Raw genomic sequence first — 23,492 nt, forward strand, 5'->3', positions numbered from 1 at the left:
TATGAAAAAGTTTTTTTTGTTCTCTTGTTTGATGATTTTAGTTTTAGGATGTAGCCAAAATGGCAAATCTCAGGATTTAATTATAAAGCAAATTCCTATTAAAAATCATGTTGTTTATGGCATTAATACAAGTATTCAATGCAGATTTGATTTATTAATTAATGATATTTCAGCTGTTAACAACAGCTTAGGATATGCAACATATGATATAAATCCTTATGTTCTTAAAAACGGAAAATATAAAATTAAGATAAAACTTCATACGAAAGGGATTCCTCAAGATATTTTGGAAAAAACAAGAATACACTTAGTAAAGTACTTAAAAAATGATGAGGGTGAATTTGTGGAAAATAGTAAAGAAACAATTGAAGAGCTTGTATTTAAATTAAATTTTAATAAAGATTCAATAATTCAAGAACAAGAATGGGAGGTGTATATAAAAGAACTTCCTTATGAATTAGAAGGCTGGAATAAGGGTCAAGATTTAAGAAAATTAAATCAAAAAGATTTAGAACAAAAAGTTATGAACTATTATAAGAAGGTTTGGAGTATTCTAAATAACGGAGATGGAAATATGTGGTCTAATCTTACACAAAAAAGAAGTTATGAAACTGCTATTTTTGATTATAACTCTAAGGAAGAATTGGAAAGATTTATGAAGGAAAATGAAGATGTAGTAAGCAAAAAAGCTAAAAATATGCTGATTCCTTTAGAAGATTTTGAGATGAAAATTTATGCTGATGGAAAATTAGTTACTCTTGAAAGAAAAGCACATACTAGAGATTTCAATAATTCATTTCCTTTAGATATCAAAGGTTGGAGTCCATTAATAAGAAAGTATTCCACGGGTGGAGGATCTGATTATCCTATATTGCTCTACCTTCCAGAAGACAGTAATGAATTTGTAATCATAAGGAAATAGACTATGAAAAAGTTTTTTTTGTTTTCTTGTTTGATTATTTTAAATTTTGGATGTAGTCAAAGCACTAAATCTAATGACTTTAATATAAAACAAGTTGCTCAAGATAAGCAAATTTTATATATGATTGAAGGCATAGCAGGAATCCCTATTGTAGTTTATTTTAATGATATTAAAATTTCAGAGGAGAATACTCCTCTGAATACGGCAATTGATCTTAATCCTTATGTTCTTAAGAATGGAAAATATAAAATCAGAATTAAAATTTTTCCAGTTTTTCGAAGTGGTCAGACTATTATTTCGCCAGAAGATATTAAAACATGTAGATTTTCTTTTGGAAGTTATATAAGAAACAAAAAAACAGATGATATCACAAATTATAACGCAGGATTGTCTCTACCAATAACAATACCTTCTAAGTCTCTACCTTACTTTGAACAGGAATGGGAAATAGAAATAAAGGATTTACCATACGAATTAGAAGGATGGAGTAAGGGGCAGGATTTGAGAAAATTAGATCAAAAACAGTTAGAGAATAAAGCTATCTCTTTTCATGAAAAATTAAGAAAAATTTTAAATGATGGGAATGCTGATGAATGGATAAAACTTACTAATAAGAGGTCATTGGAAACATCAATATTTTACTATAGTGATACTCAAGATTTTGAAAAAGCTTTGACAAATAATACAGAAGATGTAACAAATCGTTGCAAAAATAATATGATTTCTTTAGAAGATTATGAGATGAAAATTTATGCAGATGGAAAATTGGTCACATTAGAAAGAAAAACTCACACTAAAGGATTTAATAATAAATCTCCCTTGGATTTAAAAGGTTGGGGAGCCTTAATAAGAAAAGGACAAAAATCAGGAGCAGCAGATTATAGAGTTTTATTATATCTTCCAGAAGACAGTAATGATTTTGTAATCATAAGAAAATAGATTATGAAAAAGTTTTTTTTGTTTTTTTGTTTGATGATTTTAGTTTTAGGATGTAGCCAAAATGGCAAATCTCAGGATTTTAATATAAAGCAAGTTCCTTTAGAAAAACAAATTACTTATGCGTTGCAACTCAATATGAGATTGCCATATGAACTTTACATTAATGATATTAAGGCACAATAAAATTATATTGAGGTATATTAGCTTAATCCTGATAAGAGAAAAAACAAATGAAAAATAGAATGAGATAATCTGTAATTAATAAACAAAACAAAATGATAGAAAAACTAAACCATTTCCCGGTAAACTGGATCGACGGGATGAAAATTAACAAGAATCACTTCGCAGATGTTCAGAATTTTATCAGTGATTCTATACGTGATTCGGTAGGGATTCATACCTCGATGATCAATTACGGACTGTTGCCCGGAAATGACTCTATAAATCTAAGCCTGATTATAGATAATCATAAATTACTGAGAATTAAGGTAGAAGAGTGTCATGCCATTACGCCAAGCGGAGCAAGAGTAGATATTGGTGCAGGATCATCTGAAGCAATTAATCTATCAATTCCGTATCCCGAGGCGGCGTACGAAATAAAAAATAACGAAAGTGTGGTTTTAATGGCGTGTCTTTCTGTAAATCATTTTAAAAGAACACCTTTTGGTGAGCCAGATCCGGAAGAAAATCCGCCAAGATATCCCTACACGCAACCTGAATATACGCTAAATCTGGTTCCCGAAAATGAATTGAAAAATACATTGGGTTTCGGAGCAAGTTATTTAACGATAGGAAAAATATTAGTAAACGGCGGCGAATCTAAAATTGATGAAAACTATATTCCGCCCTGTGTTAGCGTGTTGAGTTATAAAAAATTGCAGGATTTGTATGTAGAAATTGATCGTTTCTATGGGCAGATTGAACTGTACGCTGTTCAGATTGAACAAAAAATTCACGTCAAAAAGCAGAATAATTCTTTAGCATTGATGATGGGATTAATGTCTGATAAAACATTGAATTATCTTGGTAACGAGATCAATAGCTTCAGGTGGCTTTCTCCGCATTCTTCGCCTGCGAATATGTTGTTGTCGGTGGTAGCACTTGCGCGAGTTCTCAAGAATTTCATCGATGCAAGATCTGGAGCGGGTAAAGAAGAGTTGCTCAATTATTTTGCAGAATGGTGCAATGTGAGTCAGGGGCATTTTGAGACTATTTTTTCAAAGGTCATCAACGCAGATTACAATCACAATCATATGGATCTTACGATTGCGAAAGTCAAGACTTTTATGAAGACTCTCGAAGATCTTTATTCTGTTCTCAACAGGCTCGATTATATTGGTAAAAAACGCGACGGAAGCATCTTCGTATCTGAAAATACTGACGACAGAGATTCGGTAATTCACGCAAAAAGAAGCCGTACTTTTTTAGCAGATTAATTTAATAAAAACAAAAATATCATACATTTCTATGGAAGTCCTTAATAAAAAAGAACGGTCGAGAGCCTTTTCATTTTTCATTTTATTCTTTGTAATTACAGTAATTGTATTGCTTGTTGCAGTATTTTTCAATGCATATTTTCCTTTTAAAGAAAACAGTCTGCTGAAAACTGAAAATGCCAAAATGAAAAAAGAAATGGAAAAGCAGGATGAATTTTCCTTTCAGTTGGAAAAAGTGAAGGCTGCTGTAGATTCTATCGGTGTACCGGGGCAGAATGATTTTTTTAATGAAAAATTATCGCTCTCTATACTTGCGGATATGTATAAACAGCTTCCCAAAGACACTTTGAAGAATAGAATCATGTATAATAATACGATTCTCACCTTCAAAGATCTTATTGACTCAAAAAAGCAGATCAAACAATTATCAGGAAACCAGGCAACAATGGACAGTTTGAGTACGATTAACAAAACGTTGAAAGCTGAATATGATAAAATGAGAACAGATCTCGATGTCTGCCGTCAATTATATCAGGCCCAATAATTTACACAGATGAAAAGCTACATTTTCTTTATTTTATTTTTTCTTATCGGGAAAAATTTTGTGACAGCCCAGGAAACAAGTGTTTCAGACAGTTTATCAGTTGTAAGTTTTGATTGCGGAATCGCTCAGACCAAACAGAAGCTCAGCAAAAAAGAATTTGCAAGCACCACACCTTTGCATCTGAGAGTGAATAACAGCAATTACGTTTATGCAACACTGCAGCTCGGAAAAAGAAAAAACAAGGTTTTCCTGTACATACAGATTTTAGACAAAAATGTCTGTTTGAAAAAAGATAAAATTCTGGATGTTTTTTTCAAAACCGGGGAAGTCGTAACGTACAAAAATCGTTTTGCGCTCAACTGTGATGGTTTTTTTGCTAAACAACTCACTAAGAAAGAGTTTCAAAAGCTGAGGTTAAATGATATCGACATGATCAAACTGTATACCTACGACAAAAATTATGAATTGTATGTGACTGAAGTTCAGAATATTGATATTGACAATCAGCTGGATTGCTTATCTGCCTACAAAATAAAAAAAACTGACGAAGTAAAAATAAAGAAGAATAAAAATGAGCCCGCTTCCGGAACTTAATCTGAATCTTGGTATCAGCAACCGAAACTTAACCTCTTTTGAAGAAGAAATTATTGTTACGCGTACAGATTCAGCACTTCGAAAATATACGATTTCTATGATAATGTCTGATCAGGAAGTTGGGCATGTTCTTGTGAAAATCAATAATAAAGAAATACAGGTTCCGACGTATAAACTGATCGTTACGGATGATAAAACAAACGAAACTGAAGTATATCAGGTAACAAGGGATACCTTAAATTTTGTGAAGTCAACAACTAAAAAAAGTTTTCTTTCATTTTTGGGAATCAAAAAGTTCGATAAGACTTCTCATCTATTTGAGAATATTGCATTTGAGCCACGTTTGGAGAATATTGAAAAATTTGATATTTCAAATCACAGAATGTTATCTGAAGAAAAGTTGATTTATCGATTATCTGGAAATCAACAAAATATAATGCTTTACGCTGGTTCTGTAAATGAATTTGCAAAACCTCCCGACGTATCACAGTATTTTATTATTGTAGATCATCATGATGGAAAAAGTTTTATAGGAGATATTTTGTATCGTGAAAAGTTTTTAAAGCTGACTCCAAAAGTTGAAATGCAGATCATAAGGAGAAAAAAAGTTTCCAGAAGTTTCGAGTATGATGATAAAGGAAATATTAAGAAAACAATTTATTTTTAAAAGAAATGAAAGGAATTTATTATAAAACACCCATGAATTTTGAAGCGATTGTCAGTAAAAAAGACGCAGAAAAAATATCGATTGATCATTCTATAAGTCAGCAGATTTTTCTGATATCAACTACGGCAATGGGCGAATGTAAGTTTGATGAAACTTTCGGGACAGAGATTTGGGAGATGGATTTTGATCTGCTTAAAAGTGATAACACCTTGAAAGAATTCATTGCAGGCTCCATGAAAAAATCTATTTCAATGCACGAAAAAAGACTTTTGCTGGAAGATGTAGAGGTTATTGTAGTCGATTACAATTTTGGAAGCATGGGAAAACGAAAAATGAAAAAAAGAGTAGTTATATCTGTGAGAGGTCAGGTTTTGGAGACCAACAGACCGTTTTTTTTTCAGAATTCCTTTTTTGTAGGACCTCTATCTTATTAGTAAAAACACAAGAAAAAAATGAATCAGGAAAGAATAAAAGACAGAATTTTACGCCGCGCAGCCAGACTTTGGGGATACAGTGAGTTGGAGGCCGAGACATCCTTCGATCCGGTTGTGAGTTTACTTTTGTCTGCAACAGCTTCAGAATTGGAGAAACTGGGTTTTGAATTAGAAAGTTCTAGATCACGCATTATAGAGCGCATTCTTGAGATCATGTTTCCGGAAGAAGTTTCCGGAGTCGTGCCTTCAAGATCGCTAATTCAGGTTTTTCCTGTAGAAAATCAAGCGAAAGTATCATTAAAAAATCATTTTAAAACCAGTAAAAGGATTCATAACGTTTTTAATCCGGCTCAGAGCGGAAGCAAAGATATCTTCTTTTCTCCTACACTCGAGGCGAAGGTTACTACCGCAAAAGTGGAATTCCTTGCTTTTGGAAATACTTTGAACCATGTCGAAAGTTACTTTTTCACAGATGTTTTAGCGAAAAGCGAACAACATATTCCTTCAGGAGAAATGTGGGTGGGAATTCGGTGTTCCAACAAAATTGATCTGGAAAATCTGATGCTTTATATAGACATCAATAATACCTATCAGAAAGAGCTGTTTTTTTATTATCTCAGACAGGCAAAAATTTATTTTGGTGACAAAGAACTGTCTCTTCATGAAGGCTATAACGTCGAACAGGAAAATATTAATCTCGAAAATATCATTACCAAAAATTACTCTGATCTTGAGCATATTTATACTGATGTTAATGAGTTTTATTTTTCGAATTTCTTTACCATTAAAGAGAAAATTTCTCACATAGAAAAATCTAATAACGAAAAACTTTTTGAGAATTATTTTAAAGGAAACCGTCTTTCTGAAGAAGATGACATTATTTGGTTAAAATTTAAATTTTCTGAGGCAGTTGTGAGCGAAGTTCTGGAAAATGTAAGTGTCACATTAAACTGTATTCCTGTTGTGAACGTTTACAATGCTACTTCTTATCACAGAGTTACAGGACGGTTGAATATCATTCCTATAAAGTCAGACGACTTTTTTTTAGATTTAGATTACGTAGCAGATAACAGCGGGAAAAGATTTGACCTTAAAAATTACGCCGCCGAAAGCAACGGAACTTCTGCTGTGCTGCGAAAGGGTGGCGTTTCGAGATTTGATCAGCGAGGAGCTTCAGAGTTGCTGCAATATCTTTTGGAATTGATAAAGGATGAAACTGCTGCATTTTCCGGAATTGGAGGAGATTCTGCAACAGAAACCCTGCGACAGATCAATCAGAATGTTGCGGCTCTTCATCAGCTGGCGAAAGAGAAAAGTTTTGCACAGGCAAATAATCCTTATCTGGTCATTACTTCAGATTCTCAAAATTCAGAAACTGTCTGTAATATATCTTACTGGCTTACGCACGCTGAAGAAGGAAACGACATAAAACCGGCGACAACTCTTACTGTAGAAGGTTCTGATTCTGCCATTTTAGATAAAACTGCAGTGATGATGAAACCATCGGCTGGAGGGCGCAAAAGCCTTTCGCCACAGGATAAAATTTTAGAATACAGGAACTCTTTATTGACGAGAGGCAGAATCGTTACCGTTGCTGATATTAGAATTTTTGGCTTGAATCATTTTAAAAATACAATTAAAGATATCGAAGTTTCTAAAGGAACAAAAAAGGAAGTCTCATTAAAAGGAGGCTTCAGCAGAACGATTGATGTCTTTCTCATTAGAAATACCGACTTAAAGGAAACCATAAAAGATTCTGAATGGGAATATCTGTGCGAAAGTTTTTTACTTAAACTAAAAAAAGCTTCAGCAAATATTTATCCTTACCGGATTTTTGAAAAATAAATATCAATAAATAATGAATGATATTTTAAATAAAAACAATTATTAACCCTTAAAAAAACACTATGTTAACAAACAAAGGAATTGGTGGAAATGAAGTTCCCATCGATGCAAGTGAGGCGATTTTTGAAATCCCTCAAAACAGAACGCTTTTAGCACAAAAACTTACAGCAGATGATCCTGTGAAACCTGAATTGGTGGAAGGACTGAATACTATTGATAAAGTTTTTGAGCATTTTAAGCCGGAGATCAAAGTTGATTTTGAAGATGCAGAAGGATCTGTGAAAATGGAAAATCTTAAATTCGAAAATCTTGGCGATTTCGGAACAAAAGGTATTACCGGGCAAAGCGGATTCTTAAGCGGTCTCGAAACTGAAAAAGATCAGTATCAGAAAATCATCAAACAACTTAAAACGAACAAAATTCTGAAGGCAGCCCTTGAAGATCCGGATGCCAAAAAAGGTTTGCTCGATACTTTGCAGAATCTGATTAAAGAATTGGAAGGTAATACGGTAAATAATAACTAAAAAAACACAAATTATGGCAAAACAAGAAGAATCTTTGCAGACTGTAGCTCCAGCTTTGGAGCAGAAAAGAGGAGCAGTATCCTTAGATAGCAGTTTAAATAAATTAGCTCGTTACGGAGGTTTTGATCTTCTGGAAACTTCTATTGAAGGCGTTCAGAATATCAATCCGGAAAGAAAGGCGAGACGGAAAATTTTCTTGACCGAGATGGGAAAAGAAAAAGAAAGAGAAACTCTGAAGAAAACTCTTGAGCTTTGGGCGAGCGTTATCAGCAAAAGCGATTCTCTGACGGATATGGTGGCAAACTGTGAAGACCAGAGAAAATCTTCTGAAGATTTACTTTCAAAAAACCTTTCAAAGGCTGTGGATATTACCAGAGAATTGGAAGCGAACTACAGAACAGCAGCTTTATTCTACAAAAATACTGAAGCTGAGAAGGTGAAAAATATTACCATCGTAAATGCCAATCTTGAGCAGTTGAAAGATCTTGATAATACAAGATTTATTGATACAATTCATGCAGAATTATCAGATAATTATGACAGACTTGATCTTAAAGGTAACTATGGAATTTTAGTTATTCCGGGATATCTGGGATCAAATAAAGTTGTAGAAAAGTGGGCAAAATTAGCGCATGAGAATAAAGTGATGTTGGTAACAGATTTCGAACATCTTGATGAGCCGGATGATGTGATGGAAATGTTTGATCAGGCTTACTTAACTGGTGGTGATGTCTACAGAGCTAACGTTTTGATGACGTGTAATTGGTTGGTTGGTAGAGGAAGATTTGAAGATATTAATGAAACCGAAGATTTATTTATTCCGCCTTCTGCAGCTTTGGCAGGGAAAATCTATCATACACTGATGTCTCAGGTAACGGCTGGAAAAAAATTCGGTGGTATCAACGAAGTAGACGGGGTAAAATTTGATCTGAAGAAAAGTGAGATCGCAAATCTTGAAAACCTTGGACTGATCCCAATGGTGAATGAATATGGAAAAGTGATGGCGTTTTCAGGAAAAACTTTATTCAACGGAGATAATTTAGGTTTGCAGACTTACTCTGTGGTGAGAGTTTTCGATTATGTAACCAAAGTTTTGATGGATTTCTTAAACAGAAGAGCATTCGAAAATTTCACGGCTGTTACCAGAAAAGAAATCATGAACCAAATTGTTCGTTTTCTTGACGGAATCACCGGTCCCGGTAAACTGATTGAAAATTTCGAAATCAGAAAATTTGAGCAAGATCCTGTTCAAAAAGACAGAATTCATTTAGACATTCATATGAAACCTTATTTCCCGGCAAAAAATTTCCTCATCAAAATGGATGGCCACAAAGGGGACGATGGAAATGAATGGGAAACAGAATATGAACAAAAATAAACTGGGTTGCAAAAGAATTGGAAAAACTGTTCGCGGATAGTTTAACTTCTTTTTCTTATTTGAAATTCGTTATATGTGTTTTGAACGCGGAAAATTATTTTCCGCGTTTTTTGTTTATACGGTTTTTGTGATGATAATATTGTTTTAGATTCATAACAAAATGAAATTTTTAAAGACTTTTACTTATTTTATAATCCATTTTACGGCAGTTTTTATTTTAGTCTGATTATTAATAAAATATAATTAGTGATCATATCTTAATTGTTATTGATTATGAATAATTGGGGTGTAAAAATAAAGCCAATGAGCATTTTATTATTGATTTATATAATTAAAATTAAATTGGAAAATTTTACATAAATATATGTTTAATTTAGAATATTAAATTTTTTATAGTTGATAATGATTTAATATTTATTATTTAAAGGTTGGTGAGGTGAAATTTAATTTATAAATTTGATAGCGTGATGTTTTTCCGTACCGCTAACATAATAGGTAGAAGATAGAATTTAGCATATAGTAATGCCGAACAATTTATTCTGATAATTTAATTTCAAAAATTGAATAGGAAGGGATTGAATTACTGGTCATAGAAAATTATTAGTGTGTGCTAGACAGTTAAATGGCTTAAATAAAGCGATAGAATATGTCAAATAAATCAAAAGTTAAAGTTGAAAAAAAAGATTCTCAAATCAACAAAACTGTTCAGGCGAGAAAACCTACTCATTTGGAAGAAAAAACGCAGATATTATTTTTTATAGGAGAGATCATAATGCTGTTTCTATGAAAATTTAACAATCGTTTATTAACATCAATATTTTAATTAAAACTCAACAATCATAAACTAATGGAAAACCAAGATTTCTCGACGATATTCGGTACGTCGCGCAGATTTGAAGACTGGCTTCACGACAAAACGAATCCTTTGGTGTATTGCCTTCTGACTTTAGACGGGAAAGATTTTATCCGAAAAAACAGCTATACGGTAGAGCTGAGCCAAAAAACTAATGACCATGACCGATTTACGATCGTGGTTCCGGATGATGCCTTAGATACTTTCAAAGGCTACGTGATGGAAAATTCTAAAAATCTGCTCGGAAAAGAGATAGGAATTACGTATTGGCGTTTTGGTAAAAGTCAGCATTACTTTAGGGGAATTATCGGAAATGTCCGCAATAAAAAAGATGAAGGCGGTGGTTACGGCGAACTTTATATTACCGGTTTTGCGCTAAGCATTTTACTGGAAAGCGGAAAAGACTGCCAGAGTTTTGAAGACAAAACCCTCGAGCAGATTGTAAAACAGGTAACTGAAGGTTATCCGCAGGAAGCCAAAGTAGAAATAGCTTCTGCTACGCTGAGTGAATTCAACAAAAAAAACCTTCCCTACACGGTTCAGTATAAGGAATCAGATTATCAGTTCATTAAAAGACTGGCAATCCGTCACGGAGAATATTTTTATTACAACGGCGAAAAACTCATCTTCGGAAACACTGTGCAGCCAATTCTGAAACTCAGCGAAAATATAGATCTGATTGATATTGAATTCGAAATGCGGATTCAGGCTCAGGATTTTACCTTCACGGGTTACGACACCGAAAGCGGGGCCAGAATAGAAAAAGACAGCAGCAACGCAAGAAGCCAATACAAAGAAAATCTGTTTCAGGTAATTGCAACGAATGCCTCAAAAAGTGTGTTTAAAAAGAAGCCAAAAATGCACTTCAACCATACGGGAATCCAGAATTGGTCAGAAGGTCAGTTGGCGGAAGCGGTACGACTGGAACGTGAAAAGCGTGAGAATCTGATGCAGGTAAAAGGCAGAAGTAAAACTCCCGAACTGAAGATTGGCGGGCGCGCAAAACTCTCCGACATTAATGGCAAGGCGATGGAAACCTACCGAATTATAGAAATCAAGCACGTTTACGAACCAGGCGATTATTACAACGAATTTGTAGGAATCCCGGATATATTCAGTGCCGTGCCTTATCTTGACACAGAAGCCGTACCAAAAGGCGAAGAACAGCCTGCAAGAGTGATGGATAATAATGATCCGATGGGAATGGGAAGAGTTCGCGTGCAGTTTCCGTGGCAGGAAAATAAAGGAGAGAAAACACCGTGGGTAAGGTTGATACAGCCACATTCGGGATCGGGAAAGGGTTTCCATTTTATCCCTGAGATTGGGGAAGAAGTTTTGGTGGGTCACGAAAGCGGCAATGCTGAGAAGCCTTTTGTGATGGGAACGCATTATAATGGTGGGGAGACGAGTTCTTATCACACAAGTGGAAACGATAAGAAAGTGATTCACACGAGAAGCGGAACAAAGATTATTTTAAACGATGCGGAGGGAAGTGTTTTTATAGAAGATCCGAGTGGGAATACTTATCTGATGGATGGACAGGGAAATATTAATGTGAATGCGCCTAAAAACTTCACATTAAATGCAGGAGAAAACATTACGATGACAGCAGGCAAAGATGTATCGGTAAGTGCCGGAAATAACATTTCAAATTCTGCCAATGATAATATTACTTCCGTTGCAGGGACTGATATTATGCAGACTGCTTCTGGGGAAATACGAGAAACATCTGATATGAGAACAGAAGTTGTAGCAAAAGATTTTAAAAGACAAGCCCAAATTTCTAATGAAGTTGCAGGAGAAGTTTCTGTCTTTAGCGCGAAAGAAAATATGACCATGCAAAGTGGGAAGATCGTAGAGTTTAACAGTGCCGAAAAATCTAAACTTTTCTAAAATTTAAAATATGGCTATACGAAAAAATGCAAAAAATATGACAATTATAGTAACAAACGATTATAAACTATATGTTGGAGGAAAGTTAGAGAAAATAGCGGAGAAGATCAATATGGAAGCAACAAAAGAGAATATGGTTTTGGCTAGTAATAAAAAAATAATCGCAGATGGCAACAAACGTTAGTTTCGGAGAATATACCCCACCACCGCCACCAAAAGGCACTGTAGATATAAGAATAGGCGTTTTTTTTGACGGAACTCAGAATAACCGCAGAAATACACAGGCTGGAGGAAATCTATCTGGCTACAAACCGACTCAAGAGGAAAAAGATGCTTACAGGAAATATTCTAATAAGGAAGATGATAGTTACATGAATGATCTTTCTAATGTGGCTCGTAAAGAACTGCATTATAAAAAAGAAAAATATGTAGACAGTGTATATATTGAAGGTATTGGTACTGATGATTTGGGTGCAGATACCGATGATAAATTAGATCATCTCGGTGTCGCCTTTGGTGCTGGTAAACAAGGAGTTATTGCAAAAGTAAGAAAAGGGTGTGAGTTGATTGCTAAAAAAATAAAAAAATTAAATGACAGAGATAAAATAAACACCCTTACTCTTGATGTTTTTGGATTTAGCAGAGGATCGGCAGCAGCCAGAAACTTTATTTATGAAATAAGCAAAAACAAATACTTACCATTGGATGGAACTAAAATAGTGGGAACAGGAAGTGTAAAGATTAAAACAGATGATTACAAGGTAGAAACTACTGAAAAAGAATTTCCAAAAAATGGCCACTTGGGATTACAGTTAAAACTAAAAAAAATTGAATATTCACGAATTAATATAAGATTTGTAGGTCTTTATGATACGGTTTCTTCTTATGATCCCAATGCGACAAATACAACGATAAATCCAGATTATACAAATGATGTTAAAGAATTGCATTTGAATAGTCTTAATTTAGAAGTCAATGATTTGTATAAAGCAAAAAAAATAATACATTTTTGTGCTGCCGATGAGCACCGCAAAAATTTTATGCTTACCCCAACAAAGCGGGCAGGCGGTCAGGATTTTTATTTACCCGGTGTGCATTCTGATGTTGGCGGTTGCTATACCGATAAGATGGATGAAGATGATGTTCAGATTATGGATTTTGATAATGTATCGGGAGGTCGCAGTGATGAAGAATGGGATGAAATACTCAACAACGATTTAAACGATTTAATTGCTCAGGGCTGGTTTAAAGAATTAGAAGTTGTACGCCCCAACTATTGGCACGAAACTCATATCAATCGCAAAGGTATTCGCAATACCTATAGTTTTGTTACGCTACATCTTATGGCAGAAAAACTCAATAAGGAATATGCTGGAACTATAAAAATGACTGATTTGAATAAATATTTTGGGATTCCAAAACAGGGCAAACCAGACGAGTTAGATTTAAACAAAGTAAAACAGCGTTTAGAAAAGTATATTAATGGTGAACTACCGAAAATGACCTACCATACCAAACCAGAGATTGAAAAAATGCGAAAAAAACTCGATTTAAAAAATGCAAAAGAGGTAGAAAATTTCAATTTAAAAGTATATGACCATAATATGCTGAACCGATTGAGAAGCAAATATATTCACTGGAATTCTCAATTTGGAGCTATTTCCGGGGCTTATTTGCCCAACTACAAAATTGTAGGCAAAACCATTGTTAGATTTCGTAAAATAGAACCCAACTCATGAAAAAAATAATTGTACTAACCTTACTATTTCTAACCTTATTAATCTCTTGTCAAGCAAAAATGGAAAAATATGAATGGCTACCTACAGCTAATGCACCAGAACTTTACCCAACTTACATTCATAACGGTCATTTTTATTTGGAAGATGGTAAAAGTGTTTATATTCCTACAGCGGGTGTAAATTCTAATGGCTGGGGCAACGATGGTTCTACACATTCCCAAGGCGAAGACTTAAAAGCACTTCCTGTAAAAATGGATATTACATGGGCATCCTATATGGAGAAGAAATTTTATACAGGCAGTTGGGATATGCCAATAGATACCCTAAAAAAACTTTTTGAAAAAGGAACTATAGACTGGCGAACCGGTAAAATTTCAAATTATGATGAAATAATAGTGAACTGTGCGCCTGGTGGCATTGTGGTGGTTTGGGTCTATGGTGATAGCCAGCAAATAGAAGTGGCACGTTTTCAGGCAAAAGAAACCCATGTCGCCATGGAAGATTTAATTCCTGGTAATCCAACTCTCTCTTATGAAGAGTATTTTGATATAAAAGAATCAGTTCCTGAAGCCTATGAGAATCTAAAAAAGAAAAGCATCCAATATGATATTTGGGATATTTACAGGAAAAAATACAATTGGCGTGCAACAACTGAAATTGAGGGGCATCAATTGATGAACACAGGCTTTAAGATGTTTAATGGGGAAGAAGAAACTATTTTTAATAAGAATATTATTGAACCCATTAAAGAAAATCCTTTTAAACCAAGAGCTGTACCCAAACAGTTAAATTTTCTTTTTGAAGACAACAAAAAAACTCAAACCGTTTTTGAAGTCAAACCCTTTGACGAAGAAGAAATCATGGGTTTATTCAGACAAGCAGATCCCGACAAGCCGATAGAAATCATTTTACGCATGAAGGCAGATTTTAGCAATCGCAGTTTAATTTTCAAACAGGGAGAGAAAGAAATTCCGATCAAAAAAGTTGATTTTGATAATATGTGGGAGTATTAGGATTAAAAAATGCTCGATTTAAAAAACACAAAAGAGGTAGAAAGTTTCAATCTAAAAGTTTATGACCACAATATTGACACGATCAAGAAACAAATACATTCACTGGAATTCTAAATTTGGAGATATTACCGGGGCTTATTTGCCCAACTACAAAATTGTAGGCAAAACCATTGTTAGATTTCATAAATAGAACCCAACTCATGAAAATATTAACATTTTTATTATTAATAATTCTAATATCCTGTAAGCCCGAAATGAAAAAATACGAATGGTTACCCACAGCTAATGCTCCCGAATTATATCCAACAAGAATCCATGATGGTCATTTTTATTTAGAAGATGGTGGTAGTGTTTATATTCCTACTGCCGCTATTAATCATAATGGCTGGGGCAATGATGGTTCTACACACTCCCAAGGCGAAGACTTAAAAGCACTTCCTGTAAAAATGGATATTACCTGGGCATCTTATATGGAGAACAAATTTTATACAGGCAGTTGGGATATGCCAATAGATACCTTGAAAAAACTTTTTGAAAAAGGAACTATAGACTGGCGAACCGGTAAAGCTTCAAATTACACTGAAATAATAGTGAACTGTGCGCCTGGTGGCATAGTCGTGGTTTGGGTCTATGGTGATGATCAGCAAATAGAAGTAGCACGTTTTCAGGCAAAAGAAACCCATGTAGCAATGAAAGATTTTGTGCCGGGAAATCCAACCATAACACAAGAGAAATATTTTGACAAATCAGAATCGGTTCCTGAAGCTTATGAGAATCTAAAAAAGAAAGGCATCCAATATGATATTTGGGATATCTACAGGAAAAAATACAATTGGCGTGCAAAAACTGAAATTAAGGGACATCAGTTAATGAATACAGGCTTTAAAATGTTTAATGGAGAAGAAGAAACTATTTTTAATAAGAATATTATTGAACCCATTAAAGAAAATCCTTTTAAGCCAAGAGCTGTACCCAAACAGTTAAATTTTCTTTTTGAAGACAGCAAAAAAGCTCAAACAGTTTTTGAAGTCAAACCCTTTGACGAAGAAGAAATAATGGGTTTATTCAGACAAGCAGATGCCGATAAGCCGATAGAAATCATTTTACGCATGAAGGCAGATTTTAGCAATCGCAGTTTAATTTTCAAACAGGGCGAGAAAGAAATTCCGATCAAAAAAGTTGATTTTGATAATATGTGGGAGTATTAGGATTACAAAGCTTGATTTAAAACGATAAGGATGTAGAGAGTTTTAATTTGAAAAAACAGGTTAACTTTCATCAGAATCACAAAATGACTACTGATTTTAAATTTATAAAAATTAAATATGTATAAATTTGAAAAATAATTACTCTTTATAATTACAAAAATCAAATTCTTTTCATATTATTAGGTATGAAAAAGTTATCCCAATTTACACTCGCTTGCGCCATAAGTTTTTTATTTCATCAAAGTTTAAATGCTCAAAAAATATCAAAAGTTCAGGATTCTACAAAATATACTATTGAAAACTGTGTCAATAAATTTGATTTAACCAAAGCGAAAAAGTCCAATTCTGGTTATCAATATTGGTTTGCTGATAAAAAGTTCACCGAAGAAAATACTTTAAAGATGAGCATTGTACAACCTGGAAAATCTACACATGCGCCACACCGCCATACTGAGGAAGAATTTTTTTACATTCTTGAAGGGAAAGCTTCTTTTTATCTGAATGGCAAAACGGTGGTAGTGAGTCCGAACACAAGTTTGTACTGCCCGCCCAATTCGGAGCATGGTATAAGTAATGCTGGAGATCAGGATTTGAAATATTTGGTGATAAAGAAGGATTTGAAGTAACACAGATCTGACATTGAGTTTTTGATTTCAAATCAATCAATTACAAAATAGAAATCTCGTGAATAATATTACTGTGGTAAGCAGCAGAAGAATAGAAGCATGAAAGATACGGTTTGCTGTTTTTTTTGTTTTAACTTTAACAACAATAATATTTAAAATAATCTGTACTGGTAAAAAAATAATCATTGTCAGTATTGGCAAAATCCCGCAATGCCAATCTGGTTTATTTTTGTTCAGTATCACGGTTAGGATGAGTAATAAGAGTACGATCACTGATACTAAGGTGGAGTAATTCTTCAGGTCTTTTTCGATCACGGCGTTAATTTTTTGTTCTTTAAAAACTGCTTTATTTCTGCTGATTTTTGCGTCCCTATCAATAACCTTTTACCGTCTTTAAAAACCAGTTGAAGTCCGATATTTCCGGAAATGTTGTAAGCTTTTCCTCTTCCAAACATACCAATTCTTAGTCCCCAACCACTATATTCTGTAATCGGTGAATAGCTTCTGATCGATACTTTCTTAATCTTCTTCCAGGGAAAATATCTATATTGTAGATGAAATGGGAAAAATCTTACCTGTATTCCCAAATCATCGATTTTAGTTTAAAGTTTAATCATGAAGAACAGTGTGAAAATGATTGCTGTGACCGCAGATGAGGCAATCAATTCTCCGGTTGAGAAATATTCATGATTATCAATGAAATTATAAATGGTAATTCCTAAAATGAAGATGAGAATAAGCCAAAGCCACCATTGCCTGAACCGTTGTATTTCGTAAAAGTTGGAATTCTCATTCATAGGTTTAATTTTATCTCAAAATAGAAAATTTTGTTCAAAAAGTGAACATACTTATGTTTTAAGAAACTTTTAAGGTTTAAAAATGCTTTTTTATTGATAATATTTATACTTTTGAGAAAATAACATTTCATGTTTTTAAATAAAATATTAAAATTTGGGGCATGTTGTGCAATCGTTTGCATAGCTTCAAATTATGTCGGTGCTCAAACTACAATTCAGGTTAAAAACACCCAGGGTTTTGCCAGAAATGAAGTTGTTTCTGTTTCAACAAAGCAGTTGAAGGCATTTTTAGGAAAAAATAAAGCGGAAGATTTAAGAATAAAAGATGCCCAAAACCAATATCTTCCCATTCAGTGGATTGATAACGATGGCGACGGAAAAAATGACGAACTTCTTTTTCCGGCAAAACTGGATGCCAAGAAAACAAACTCATATACGATTTCAGCTGATGCCAATACACCAGTTCCCGAAAGTAAACTGACAACTTATTCGAGATTAGTTCCGGAAAGAGTAGATGATTATACGTGGGAGAATGACAAAATTGCTTTCAGAGTGTATGGTCCGAAAGGTCAGGCAGAAGCTTTGGCAAAAGTAAAAGGAAGTACACTTTCCAGCGGTGTCGATATTTGGCTGAAGAGAACTGAAAAATCCGTGATCAACGAATGGTACAAAGGCTATCTCACCGATCCGATGTATTATCACAAAGACACAAGAGGTGAAGGCTACGATCCTTATCATGTTGGAGACAGCCGTGGAACGGGAGGAATCGGAATCTGGAAGGATGAAAAACTACAGGTTTCGCAAAATTTTGTTACTTCAAAAACCATTGCAGAAGGTCCGTTGAGAACTGTTTTTGAACTGACCTATGCGCCGTGGAGCGAATTTAGCGTGAAAGAAACCAAAAGAATTTCTCTTGATTTAGGTTCAAATTTTTCTAAATTCGAATCGACTTTTGAAGCTGAAAAACCTGTTCCAAACTATACCATCGGAATTTCTCTGCATAAAAATGAAGGCGAATCTAAGCTGAATGACAAAAACGGATATTACCTGCACTGGGAAAAAATTGATGATGCTTTTGTTGGTGAAGGAATTGTTGTGGATCCGAAAATCGTTCAGAAATCTGTAGCTTTTAAATCTGAAACCCCCGACCAGAGTAATTTGCTGGTTGTAACAAAACCACAAAAGAAACTGACTTATTACGCAGGATTTGCATGGCAGAAAAGCGGACAGATTCAAACTCATGAAGATTGGGAAAATATTCTGCAGAAGCAGGCGAAAACTGTTGCCAATCCGTTAATTATCACTATTAAATAAATTCAAATGATCATAAAATCAAAACTTTCAATTGCTGTATTTTGTCTGGCTTTTTCAGCAGTTTCGGCACAGGTAAAAGATACTTTAGCCGAAAAAATGATGATCTATCAGCTTCCGAATGGTGGCTGGGGAAAACACATGAGCGACAAAAAAGATGTGGATTACAGGAAAAAGATTGATCCTAAACTTTTAAAAATAATTAAAGCCAACGATAATAATCTTGCGACGATTGATAACAATGCGACTTCAAGGGAGATTAACGGTCTGATAAAAGCCTACGGAACTACAAAAAATCCGGCGTATCTGAAATCAGCAGAAAAAGGAATTGAATATCTGCTGTCAATGCAGTATGATAATGGCGGATTTCCGCAATATTTTCCAAATACATCGGTTTACAGAAAACAGGTGACGTACAATGACAATGCGATGATTAATGTGCTGATGATTTTGTACAACATTTCAGAAGGAAAAGAAGGGTTTGATGTGGTCAGTTCTCAATTAAAGGACAAGTCAAAAGTTGCCTTGCAAAAAGGAATTGCCTGTGTTTTAAAAACTCAGGTTCTTCAAAACGGAAAGTTATCGATCTGGGCAGATCAGTACAATGAAGTTACTTTGGTTCCTGAGAAAGCAAGAGCTTTTGAACCGATGTCACTGGCTACGGGAGAATCTGTGAACATTGTCAAATTTCTCATGATGCAGCCTTTAACTCCGGAGATTGAAAAATCAATTAGATTAGCCATTCAGTGGTTTAAAGAAAGCAAAATTGACGGTTATACCTACAATGTTTCGAAAGAAAGTGATAAAGCAGTCCGTATGTTAAGCAAGAAAGAAGGTTCTGCTGTCTGGGCGAGATTTTATGATATTCCGACGAATAAACCGGTTTTCGGTGACCGTGACGGAAGCGTAAAATTCAATTATGAAGATGTTTCTGAGGAACGCAGAATGGGCTATAGCTGGTACAATGAATCTGGTACAAAACTGATTGAAAATGAATTTCCGAAATGGCTGAAGCGAAATAAACTGACCCAGTAATAAAACAACTGGTAGGTTTAATAAAAAGGAAATCCTGACGCATAAAGTGTCAGGATTTTTTGTGTTTATCTCCCACAGATTACTCAGGTTTTCACAGACTTCTGTAAGCAATACATTTCGGAAATCTGAATAATCTTTGGGAAACTATTTTGCTTCAAAAGTATAAACTTTGCCTTTTTCTGTTTTAAAATCAAACATCTCCGTCTTCGGGACAGCAAAACCTTTCAGCTCTGCTTTGTCAGATTTTAAAGGTGATTTAATAAGGTTAAGCTGATAGTATTCGTTGATGTTTTCTCCTTTTGATAATGTGAAACTGGTTTTAGATTTTAAATTTAAACCTTTCGCCACTCTTATTCTCGCATTTCCACCCAAAGCAGATTTAACGGTCAATTTCGTCAGTTTGGAATTTTTCCACTCCATATTGATTTCAAAACCGCCTCTTGCTTTCAATCCTTTCACAGACCCGTTCGGTAAAGCATCGGGAAGGGCGGGTAATAGATAAATGTATCCGTCATAACTCTGGAGCAACATTTCAGCGATTCCGGAAGTGCAGCCAAAATTTCCATCGATTTGAAACGGCGGATGCGCATCCAAAAGATTCGGATAGGTTCCTCCGGATTCGCCTTTGTTATCAGTTGGAGCAGGAGATAATTGATCTGAAATCAATTTAAAAGCACGGTTTCCATCCAGTAATCTTGCCCACCAGTTTACTTTCCAACCCATCGACCAACCTGTGGATTTATCGCCTCTGTAAGTCATTGAATTTTTTGCGGCTTCCGTTAAATCAGGATTTCTGAAAGGTGAAATCTGTCCTGATGGAAATAAACCGTACAAATGAGAAATATGTCTGTGCTTGTCATTGGTTCTGTCCATATCAGTCAGCCATTCCTGCAATTGACCGTGTTGCCCGATTTGCATTGGCGGAAGTTTTGACAAAGCTGATTTCACTTCATCAGACAGGTTTTTATCCTGATTTAAAATTTTTGAAGCATTGATAAAATTATTAAACACATCAAAAACCAACTGATTATCCATCGTAGTTCCTGCGGTGATGCTTACGTTTTTAAAGTATTTATTTTCTGGCGACATCGATGGCGAAACCACCAGGTATTTTTTTGAAGGATCCTGTTGCAAAACGTCTAAATAGAACAATGCACAACCTTTTAAAGCCTCATAATTTTTCTTTAAAAATTCTCTGTCTCCTGTGTATAAGTAATGATTCCAGACGTGTTGGGTCAGCCACGCTCCGCCCATCGGCCACATTCCGTAAAAACCTCCGTCAACAATTCCTGTAATTCTCCAGAGATCGGTGTTATGATGCATATTCCAGCCTCTTGCATGGTACATTTCTTTGGCAGATTCTTTTCCAGTCACCGACAAATCCTGGATCATATCAAACAAAGGCTCGTGCATTTCGCTGAGGTTGGTATTTTCCGCAGGCCAGTAATTCATTTCGGTATTAATGTTGACCGTGTATTTGCTGTCCCATGAAGGATTAAGCTGATAGTTCCAGATTCCCTGAAGATTGGCAGGCTGAGTTCCCTGTTGCGATGAGGAAATGAGAAGATAACGGCCAAACTGGAAATATAAAGCCACCAAATCCGGGTCTTGTGAATTTCCAAATTCCTTGATTCTGACGTCGGTTGTTTTTTGAGCTTGTTCACTTGTTCCAAAATCTAAATTGACACGTTTGAAATATTTCTGGTATTTTTCAATGTGTGCCTTTAATTCAGCATCATATTTTTTGTTTAAAGCTGATCTTAAATATTCTGAAACTCTTGCAGCAGGATTTCCGGAAAGATCATTGTACTTTTTAAAATTCGTGGCAATGGAAACGTAAACTACAACTTCATCTGCATTGGTAATTTCAAGCTTGTCTTTTGTTGAGGTTAATTTTCCGCCTATTAAAACGGGCACAGCAACGGTTTTAAAATTAATTTTCCCGGTTTTATTGTCTGCAGAACCACTTGTTCCATTGATCACCAATTGATTTTTTTCTGTGAAAATAGAATTGATTTTATGTGGAGTAGAAGCATTTAAAGCAAAATTCAGGCTTCCTTTTTTACTGGAAGTTAATTTAATCACCATAACATTATCGGCAAATGAAGAAAAGATCTCGCGCTTAAAAGTCACGCCATTCACTTCATAAGTAACGGTGCTGACTGCTTTTTCAATATCTAAAGTCCGGTTGTAATTTTTAAAATTTTCATGCCCTTTAAAGTCCAAAAACAGATCGCCCATTGTCTGATAAGGCATTCCGTAGTTCAGGTCTTTTGGAGACTGTCTCGGATAGGTTTTATTCGTTAAATCCTGTGCTTTTTCAAACTGCCCTTCATTGATTAACCGCCGCACTTTCTGAATGCTGTCAAACGTATTTTTGGGAACATTGTTTCCCGGTTCACCGGCCCAGATTGTTTCTTCATTCAACTGAAGATGCTCCTGAATTGCACCGCCAAAAACCATCGCTCCCAATCTTCCGTTCCCGATCGGTAAAGCTTCATTCCAGTTTTCTGCGGGTTTGCTGTAGGTAAGTTTTAAATTCTGCTGAGCAAAAGCCGAAACAGAAATGACTGTTCCGCAAGCCAGTATTAAGATTTTATGTTGAATTAGTTTTAGCATATTATTTTGTTAGAAGTGTAAATTAATCATGATTTAAAATATTAAAGCTGTCGTCAATTCGAGTGTTTCTTTAAGAAATTAAAGAAAATGGATCGAGAATTTTTCTTGGAACTCAACTTCTCGATACGATTTTTTTTCAAAAATCTACTCGAAGTGACGATGTTGTATCAATAAATTTTTATCCCAAATTTAGATTTTTATTTAATTATTGTTTTGAGCCAGTCTGCACAGATTTTCTTCCAGTTATCCGTCAGCTCTGTCTTATTGAAAATTCCAATATTATGTTCACCTTCAGGGAAAATAAACATCGCTCCTTTCACTTTATTTTTGATCATGGCTTCGTAATATAAAATTGAATTGATTACAGGAACGGCGTTGTCATTCTGTGCATGAAAAAGAATCGTTGTAGGCGTTTTTTCCGTCACCCGATTCTGCATAGAGTACTCTTTAATTTTTTCTGAAGAAGCATTTTCTCCCAACAGATTGTCTCGGCTTCCTTTGTGCGCAAATTCACCTAAATCAATAACTGGAGAAACCAGAATAGCAAAATTAGGAACTGTTGAAATACTTGTCCAATCGCCTTTTAATTCGGTATAATCTGTCGAAATATTACTTGCCATAGCGGCCAAATGACCACCCGCTGAAGTTCCCAAAACTCCAATTTGGTCAGGAGAAATTCCATATTGAGCGGCATTTTTTCTGATTAATTTTATGGCAGCCTGAATATCCTGTAGAGGACCGATTTCCCGTTGCTTTAAATCCGGAGAAGTTGGCAAGCGGTAATTCAGAACAAAAGCTGAAATTCCCAAAGTGTTAAGCCATTTTGCATAGGAATATCCGCCCAAATCGTAGGTCAAATGTCTGTAACCACCGCCAGGAATAACGATGATGGCTATTTTTTTTCGTTCTTCTTTGGCTGGAAGAAAAGAGAACAGTTCAGCCTCCTGAATCTGCGTTATTCTGCCTTCTTTTTCTTCAACGATGTTTAATTTCAAGCCTTTGGAATTGGGCATTTCTCCTTTCTGCCAAACCGTAATTTTTTGCTGGGCTGAAATATGAATTCCAAGAAAAATGATGAAAATTAAAATGAACTTTTTCATTGTTAAAAAATTAAG

At 34.9% G+C, this 23,492-nt stretch carries 24 protein-coding genes; 20 read left to right on the forward strand and 4 right to left on the reverse strand.

Annotation, left to right across the window (positions count from 1 at the left end):
• Position 1 precedes the first annotated feature (1 nt).
• The 18 genes from PGH12_RS15740 to PGH12_RS15825 all read left to right on the forward strand — a co-directional run bounded on the left by PGH12_RS15740 (position 2) and on the right by PGH12_RS15825 (position 16,615).
• A complete protein-coding gene (locus PGH12_RS15740) occupies positions 2-922 on the forward strand; it encodes a hypothetical protein (RefSeq protein WP_267598410.1) in 921 nt (306 codons plus the stop codon).
• 3 nt (positions 923-925) lie between these two features.
• Complete coding sequence (locus tag PGH12_RS15745) at positions 926-1,861, forward strand: hypothetical protein (protein ID WP_267598411.1); 936 nt, start codon at positions 926-928, stop codon at positions 1,859-1,861.
• 3 nt (positions 1,862-1,864) lie between these two features.
• A complete protein-coding gene (locus tag PGH12_RS15750; protein WP_267598414.1) occupies positions 1,865-2,044 on the forward strand; it encodes a hypothetical protein in 180 nt (59 codons plus the stop codon).
• 92 nt (positions 2,045-2,136) lie between these two features.
• On the forward strand, positions 2,137-3,297 hold the full coding sequence (locus PGH12_RS15755) for a hypothetical protein (protein WP_267598415.1): 1,161 nt from the start codon (positions 2,137-2,139) through the stop codon (positions 3,295-3,297).
• 31 nt (positions 3,298-3,328) lie between these two features.
• The gene (tssO, locus tag PGH12_RS15760; protein WP_267598416.1) at positions 3,329-3,841 is read left to right on the forward strand and encodes a type VI secretion system TssO; all 513 of its coding nucleotides are present in this window, start codon (positions 3,329-3,331) and stop codon (positions 3,839-3,841) included.
• A 9-nt stretch (positions 3,842-3,850) separates the two neighbouring features.
• Positions 3,851-4,435: a hypothetical protein gene (locus PGH12_RS15765; RefSeq protein WP_267598417.1), complete on the forward strand. Its 585-nt coding sequence runs from the start codon at positions 3,851-3,853 to the stop codon at positions 4,433-4,435.
• Complete coding sequence (locus PGH12_RS15770; protein WP_267598418.1) at positions 4,413-5,102, forward strand: hypothetical protein; 690 nt, start codon at positions 4,413-4,415, stop codon at positions 5,100-5,102. The genes PGH12_RS15765 and PGH12_RS15770 overlap by 23 nt, the downstream gene beginning before the upstream one ends.
• Positions 5,103-5,107: 5 nt before the next feature.
• A complete protein-coding gene (locus PGH12_RS15775) occupies positions 5,108-5,536 on the forward strand; it encodes a GPW/gp25 family protein (RefSeq protein WP_267598420.1) in 429 nt (142 codons plus the stop codon).
• Between the two features lie 18 nt (positions 5,537-5,554).
• A complete protein-coding gene (locus PGH12_RS15780; protein WP_267598422.1) occupies positions 5,555-7,381 on the forward strand; it encodes a type VI secretion system baseplate subunit TssF in 1,827 nt (608 codons plus the stop codon).
• A gap of 62 nt (positions 7,382-7,443) precedes the next feature.
• Positions 7,444-7,905, forward strand: coding sequence for a hypothetical protein (locus PGH12_RS15785; RefSeq protein WP_267598424.1), 462 nt, complete (start codon positions 7,444-7,446; stop codon positions 7,903-7,905).
• 13 nt (positions 7,906-7,918) lie between these two features.
• On the forward strand, positions 7,919-9,283 hold the full coding sequence (locus PGH12_RS15790; protein WP_267598426.1) for a DUF5458 family protein: 1,365 nt from the start codon (positions 7,919-7,921) through the stop codon (positions 9,281-9,283).
• Positions 9,284-9,929: 646 nt separating this feature from the next.
• Entirely contained in the window at positions 9,930-10,070 is a 141-nt protein-coding gene (locus tag PGH12_RS15795) for a hypothetical protein (protein ID WP_267598427.1), read from the forward strand.
• A 60-nt stretch (positions 10,071-10,130) separates the two neighbouring features.
• A complete protein-coding gene (locus PGH12_RS15800; RefSeq protein ID WP_267598431.1) occupies positions 10,131-12,029 on the forward strand; it encodes a type VI secretion system Vgr family protein in 1,899 nt (632 codons plus the stop codon).
• 10 nt (positions 12,030-12,039) lie between these two features.
• On the forward strand, positions 12,040-12,213 hold the full coding sequence (locus PGH12_RS15805) for a hypothetical protein (RefSeq protein WP_267598433.1): 174 nt from the start codon (positions 12,040-12,042) through the stop codon (positions 12,211-12,213).
• Positions 12,197-13,768: a phospholipase effector Tle1 domain-containing protein gene (locus PGH12_RS15810; protein WP_267598435.1), complete on the forward strand. Its 1,572-nt coding sequence runs from the start codon at positions 12,197-12,199 to the stop codon at positions 13,766-13,768. The genes PGH12_RS15805 and PGH12_RS15810 overlap by 17 nt, the downstream gene beginning before the upstream one ends.
• Complete coding sequence (locus PGH12_RS15815) at positions 13,765-14,781, forward strand: DUF2931 family protein (RefSeq protein ID WP_267598436.1); 1,017 nt, start codon at positions 13,765-13,767, stop codon at positions 14,779-14,781. The genes PGH12_RS15810 and PGH12_RS15815 overlap by 4 nt, the downstream gene beginning before the upstream one ends.
• Before the next feature lie 254 nt (positions 14,782-15,035).
• On the forward strand, positions 15,036-15,989 hold the full coding sequence (locus PGH12_RS15820) for a DUF2931 family protein (protein ID WP_267598438.1): 954 nt from the start codon (positions 15,036-15,038) through the stop codon (positions 15,987-15,989).
• Positions 15,990-16,174: 185 nt separating this feature from the next.
• Positions 16,175-16,615, forward strand: coding sequence for a cupin domain-containing protein (locus PGH12_RS15825; RefSeq protein WP_267598439.1), 441 nt, complete (start codon positions 16,175-16,177; stop codon positions 16,613-16,615).
• Between the two features lie 311 nt (positions 16,616-16,926).
• Here PGH12_RS15825 and PGH12_RS15830 read toward each other — a convergent pair whose 3' ends face one another.
• Together PGH12_RS15830 and PGH12_RS15835 are read right to left on the reverse strand one after the other, a co-directional pair.
• Positions 16,927-17,202: a hypothetical protein gene (locus tag PGH12_RS15830; protein ID WP_267598440.1), complete on the reverse strand. Its 276-nt coding sequence runs from the start codon at positions 17,200-17,202 to the stop codon at positions 16,927-16,929.
• Positions 17,203-17,217: 15 nt separating this feature from the next.
• A complete protein-coding gene (locus PGH12_RS15835; RefSeq protein ID WP_267598441.1) occupies positions 17,218-17,412 on the reverse strand; it encodes a hypothetical protein in 195 nt (64 codons plus the stop codon).
• Positions 17,413-17,541: 129 nt separating this feature from the next.
• On the opposite strand from PGH12_RS15835, the gene PGH12_RS15840 reads away from it, so the two are divergent.
• Entirely contained in the window at positions 17,542-18,726 is a 1,185-nt protein-coding gene (locus tag PGH12_RS15840) for a BT3233 family polysaccharide utilization protein (RefSeq protein ID WP_267598443.1), read from the forward strand.
• 6 nt (positions 18,727-18,732) lie between these two features.
• On the forward strand, positions 18,733-19,758 hold the full coding sequence (gene pelA / locus PGH12_RS15845; RefSeq protein ID WP_267598444.1) for a pectate lyase: 1,026 nt from the start codon (positions 18,733-18,735) through the stop codon (positions 19,756-19,758).
• A 144-nt stretch (positions 19,759-19,902) separates the two neighbouring features.
• Here pelA and PGH12_RS15850 read toward each other — a convergent pair whose 3' ends face one another.
• Complete coding sequence (locus PGH12_RS15850) at positions 19,903-22,377, reverse strand: glycoside hydrolase family 95 protein (protein ID WP_267598446.1); 2,475 nt, start codon at positions 22,375-22,377, stop codon at positions 19,903-19,905.
• A gap of 197 nt (positions 22,378-22,574) precedes the next feature.
• Positions 22,575-23,477, reverse strand: a complete 903-nt coding sequence (locus PGH12_RS15855) for an alpha/beta hydrolase (protein ID WP_267598447.1) — start codon at positions 23,475-23,477, stop codon at positions 22,575-22,577.
• Positions 23,478-23,492: the final 15 nt, after the last annotated feature.

Origin of the sequence: Chryseobacterium sp. CY350 (assembly GCF_027945075.1) — a bacterium.
GTDB lineage: Bacteria > Bacteroidota > Bacteroidia > Flavobacteriales > Weeksellaceae > Chryseobacterium.

Coding starts and splice junctions, on each gene's coding strand:
- PGH12_RS15775 (WP_267598420.1), top strand. CDS start 5,108: ATGAAAGGAATTTATTATAAAACACCCATGAATTTTGAAGCGATTGTC.
- tssO (WP_267598416.1), top strand. CDS start 3,329: ATGGAAGTCCTTAATAAAAAAGAACGGTCGAGAGCCTTTTCATTTTTC.
- PGH12_RS15780 (WP_267598422.1), top strand. CDS start 5,555: ATGAATCAGGAAAGAATAAAAGACAGAATTTTACGCCGCGCAGCCAGA.
- PGH12_RS15815 (WP_267598436.1), top strand. CDS start 13,765: ATGAAAAAAATAATTGTACTAACCTTACTATTTCTAACCTTATTAATC.
- PGH12_RS15785 (WP_267598424.1), top strand. CDS start 7,444: ATGTTAACAAACAAAGGAATTGGTGGAAATGAAGTTCCCATCGATGCA.
- pelA (WP_267598444.1), top strand. CDS start 18,733: ATGATCATAAAATCAAAACTTTCAATTGCTGTATTTTGTCTGGCTTTT.
- PGH12_RS15825 (WP_267598439.1), top strand. CDS start 16,175: ATGAAAAAGTTATCCCAATTTACACTCGCTTGCGCCATAAGTTTTTTA.
- PGH12_RS15850 (WP_267598446.1), bottom strand. CDS start 22,377: ATGCTAAAACTAATTCAACATAAAATCTTAATACTGGCTTGCGGAACA.
- PGH12_RS15800 (WP_267598431.1), top strand. CDS start 10,131: ATGGAAAACCAAGATTTCTCGACGATATTCGGTACGTCGCGCAGATTT.
- PGH12_RS15820 (WP_267598438.1), top strand. CDS start 15,036: ATGAAAAAATACGAATGGTTACCCACAGCTAATGCTCCCGAATTATAT.
- PGH12_RS15770 (WP_267598418.1), top strand. CDS start 4,413: ATGAGCCCGCTTCCGGAACTTAATCTGAATCTTGGTATCAGCAACCGA.
- PGH12_RS15745 (WP_267598411.1), top strand. CDS start 926: ATGAAAAAGTTTTTTTTGTTTTCTTGTTTGATTATTTTAAATTTTGGA.
- PGH12_RS15810 (WP_267598435.1), top strand. CDS start 12,197: ATGGCAACAAACGTTAGTTTCGGAGAATATACCCCACCACCGCCACCA.
- PGH12_RS15840 (WP_267598443.1), top strand. CDS start 17,542: ATGTTTTTAAATAAAATATTAAAATTTGGGGCATGTTGTGCAATCGTT.
- PGH12_RS15755 (WP_267598415.1), top strand. CDS start 2,137: ATGATAGAAAAACTAAACCATTTCCCGGTAAACTGGATCGACGGGATG.
- PGH12_RS15740 (WP_267598410.1), top strand. CDS start 2: ATGAAAAAGTTTTTTTTGTTCTCTTGTTTGATGATTTTAGTTTTAGGA.
- PGH12_RS15765 (WP_267598417.1), top strand. CDS start 3,851: ATGAAAAGCTACATTTTCTTTATTTTATTTTTTCTTATCGGGAAAAAT.
- PGH12_RS15835 (WP_267598441.1), bottom strand. CDS start 17,412: ATGAATGAGAATTCCAACTTTTACGAAATACAACGGTTCAGGCAATGG.
- PGH12_RS15795 (WP_267598427.1), top strand. CDS start 9,930: ATGTCAAATAAATCAAAAGTTAAAGTTGAAAAAAAAGATTCTCAAATC.
- PGH12_RS15855 (WP_267598447.1), bottom strand. CDS start 23,477: ATGAAAAAGTTCATTTTAATTTTCATCATTTTTCTTGGAATTCATATT.
- PGH12_RS15805 (WP_267598433.1), top strand. CDS start 12,040: ATGGCTATACGAAAAAATGCAAAAAATATGACAATTATAGTAACAAAC.
- PGH12_RS15790 (WP_267598426.1), top strand. CDS start 7,919: ATGGCAAAACAAGAAGAATCTTTGCAGACTGTAGCTCCAGCTTTGGAG.
- PGH12_RS15750 (WP_267598414.1), top strand. CDS start 1,865: ATGAAAAAGTTTTTTTTGTTTTTTTGTTTGATGATTTTAGTTTTAGGA.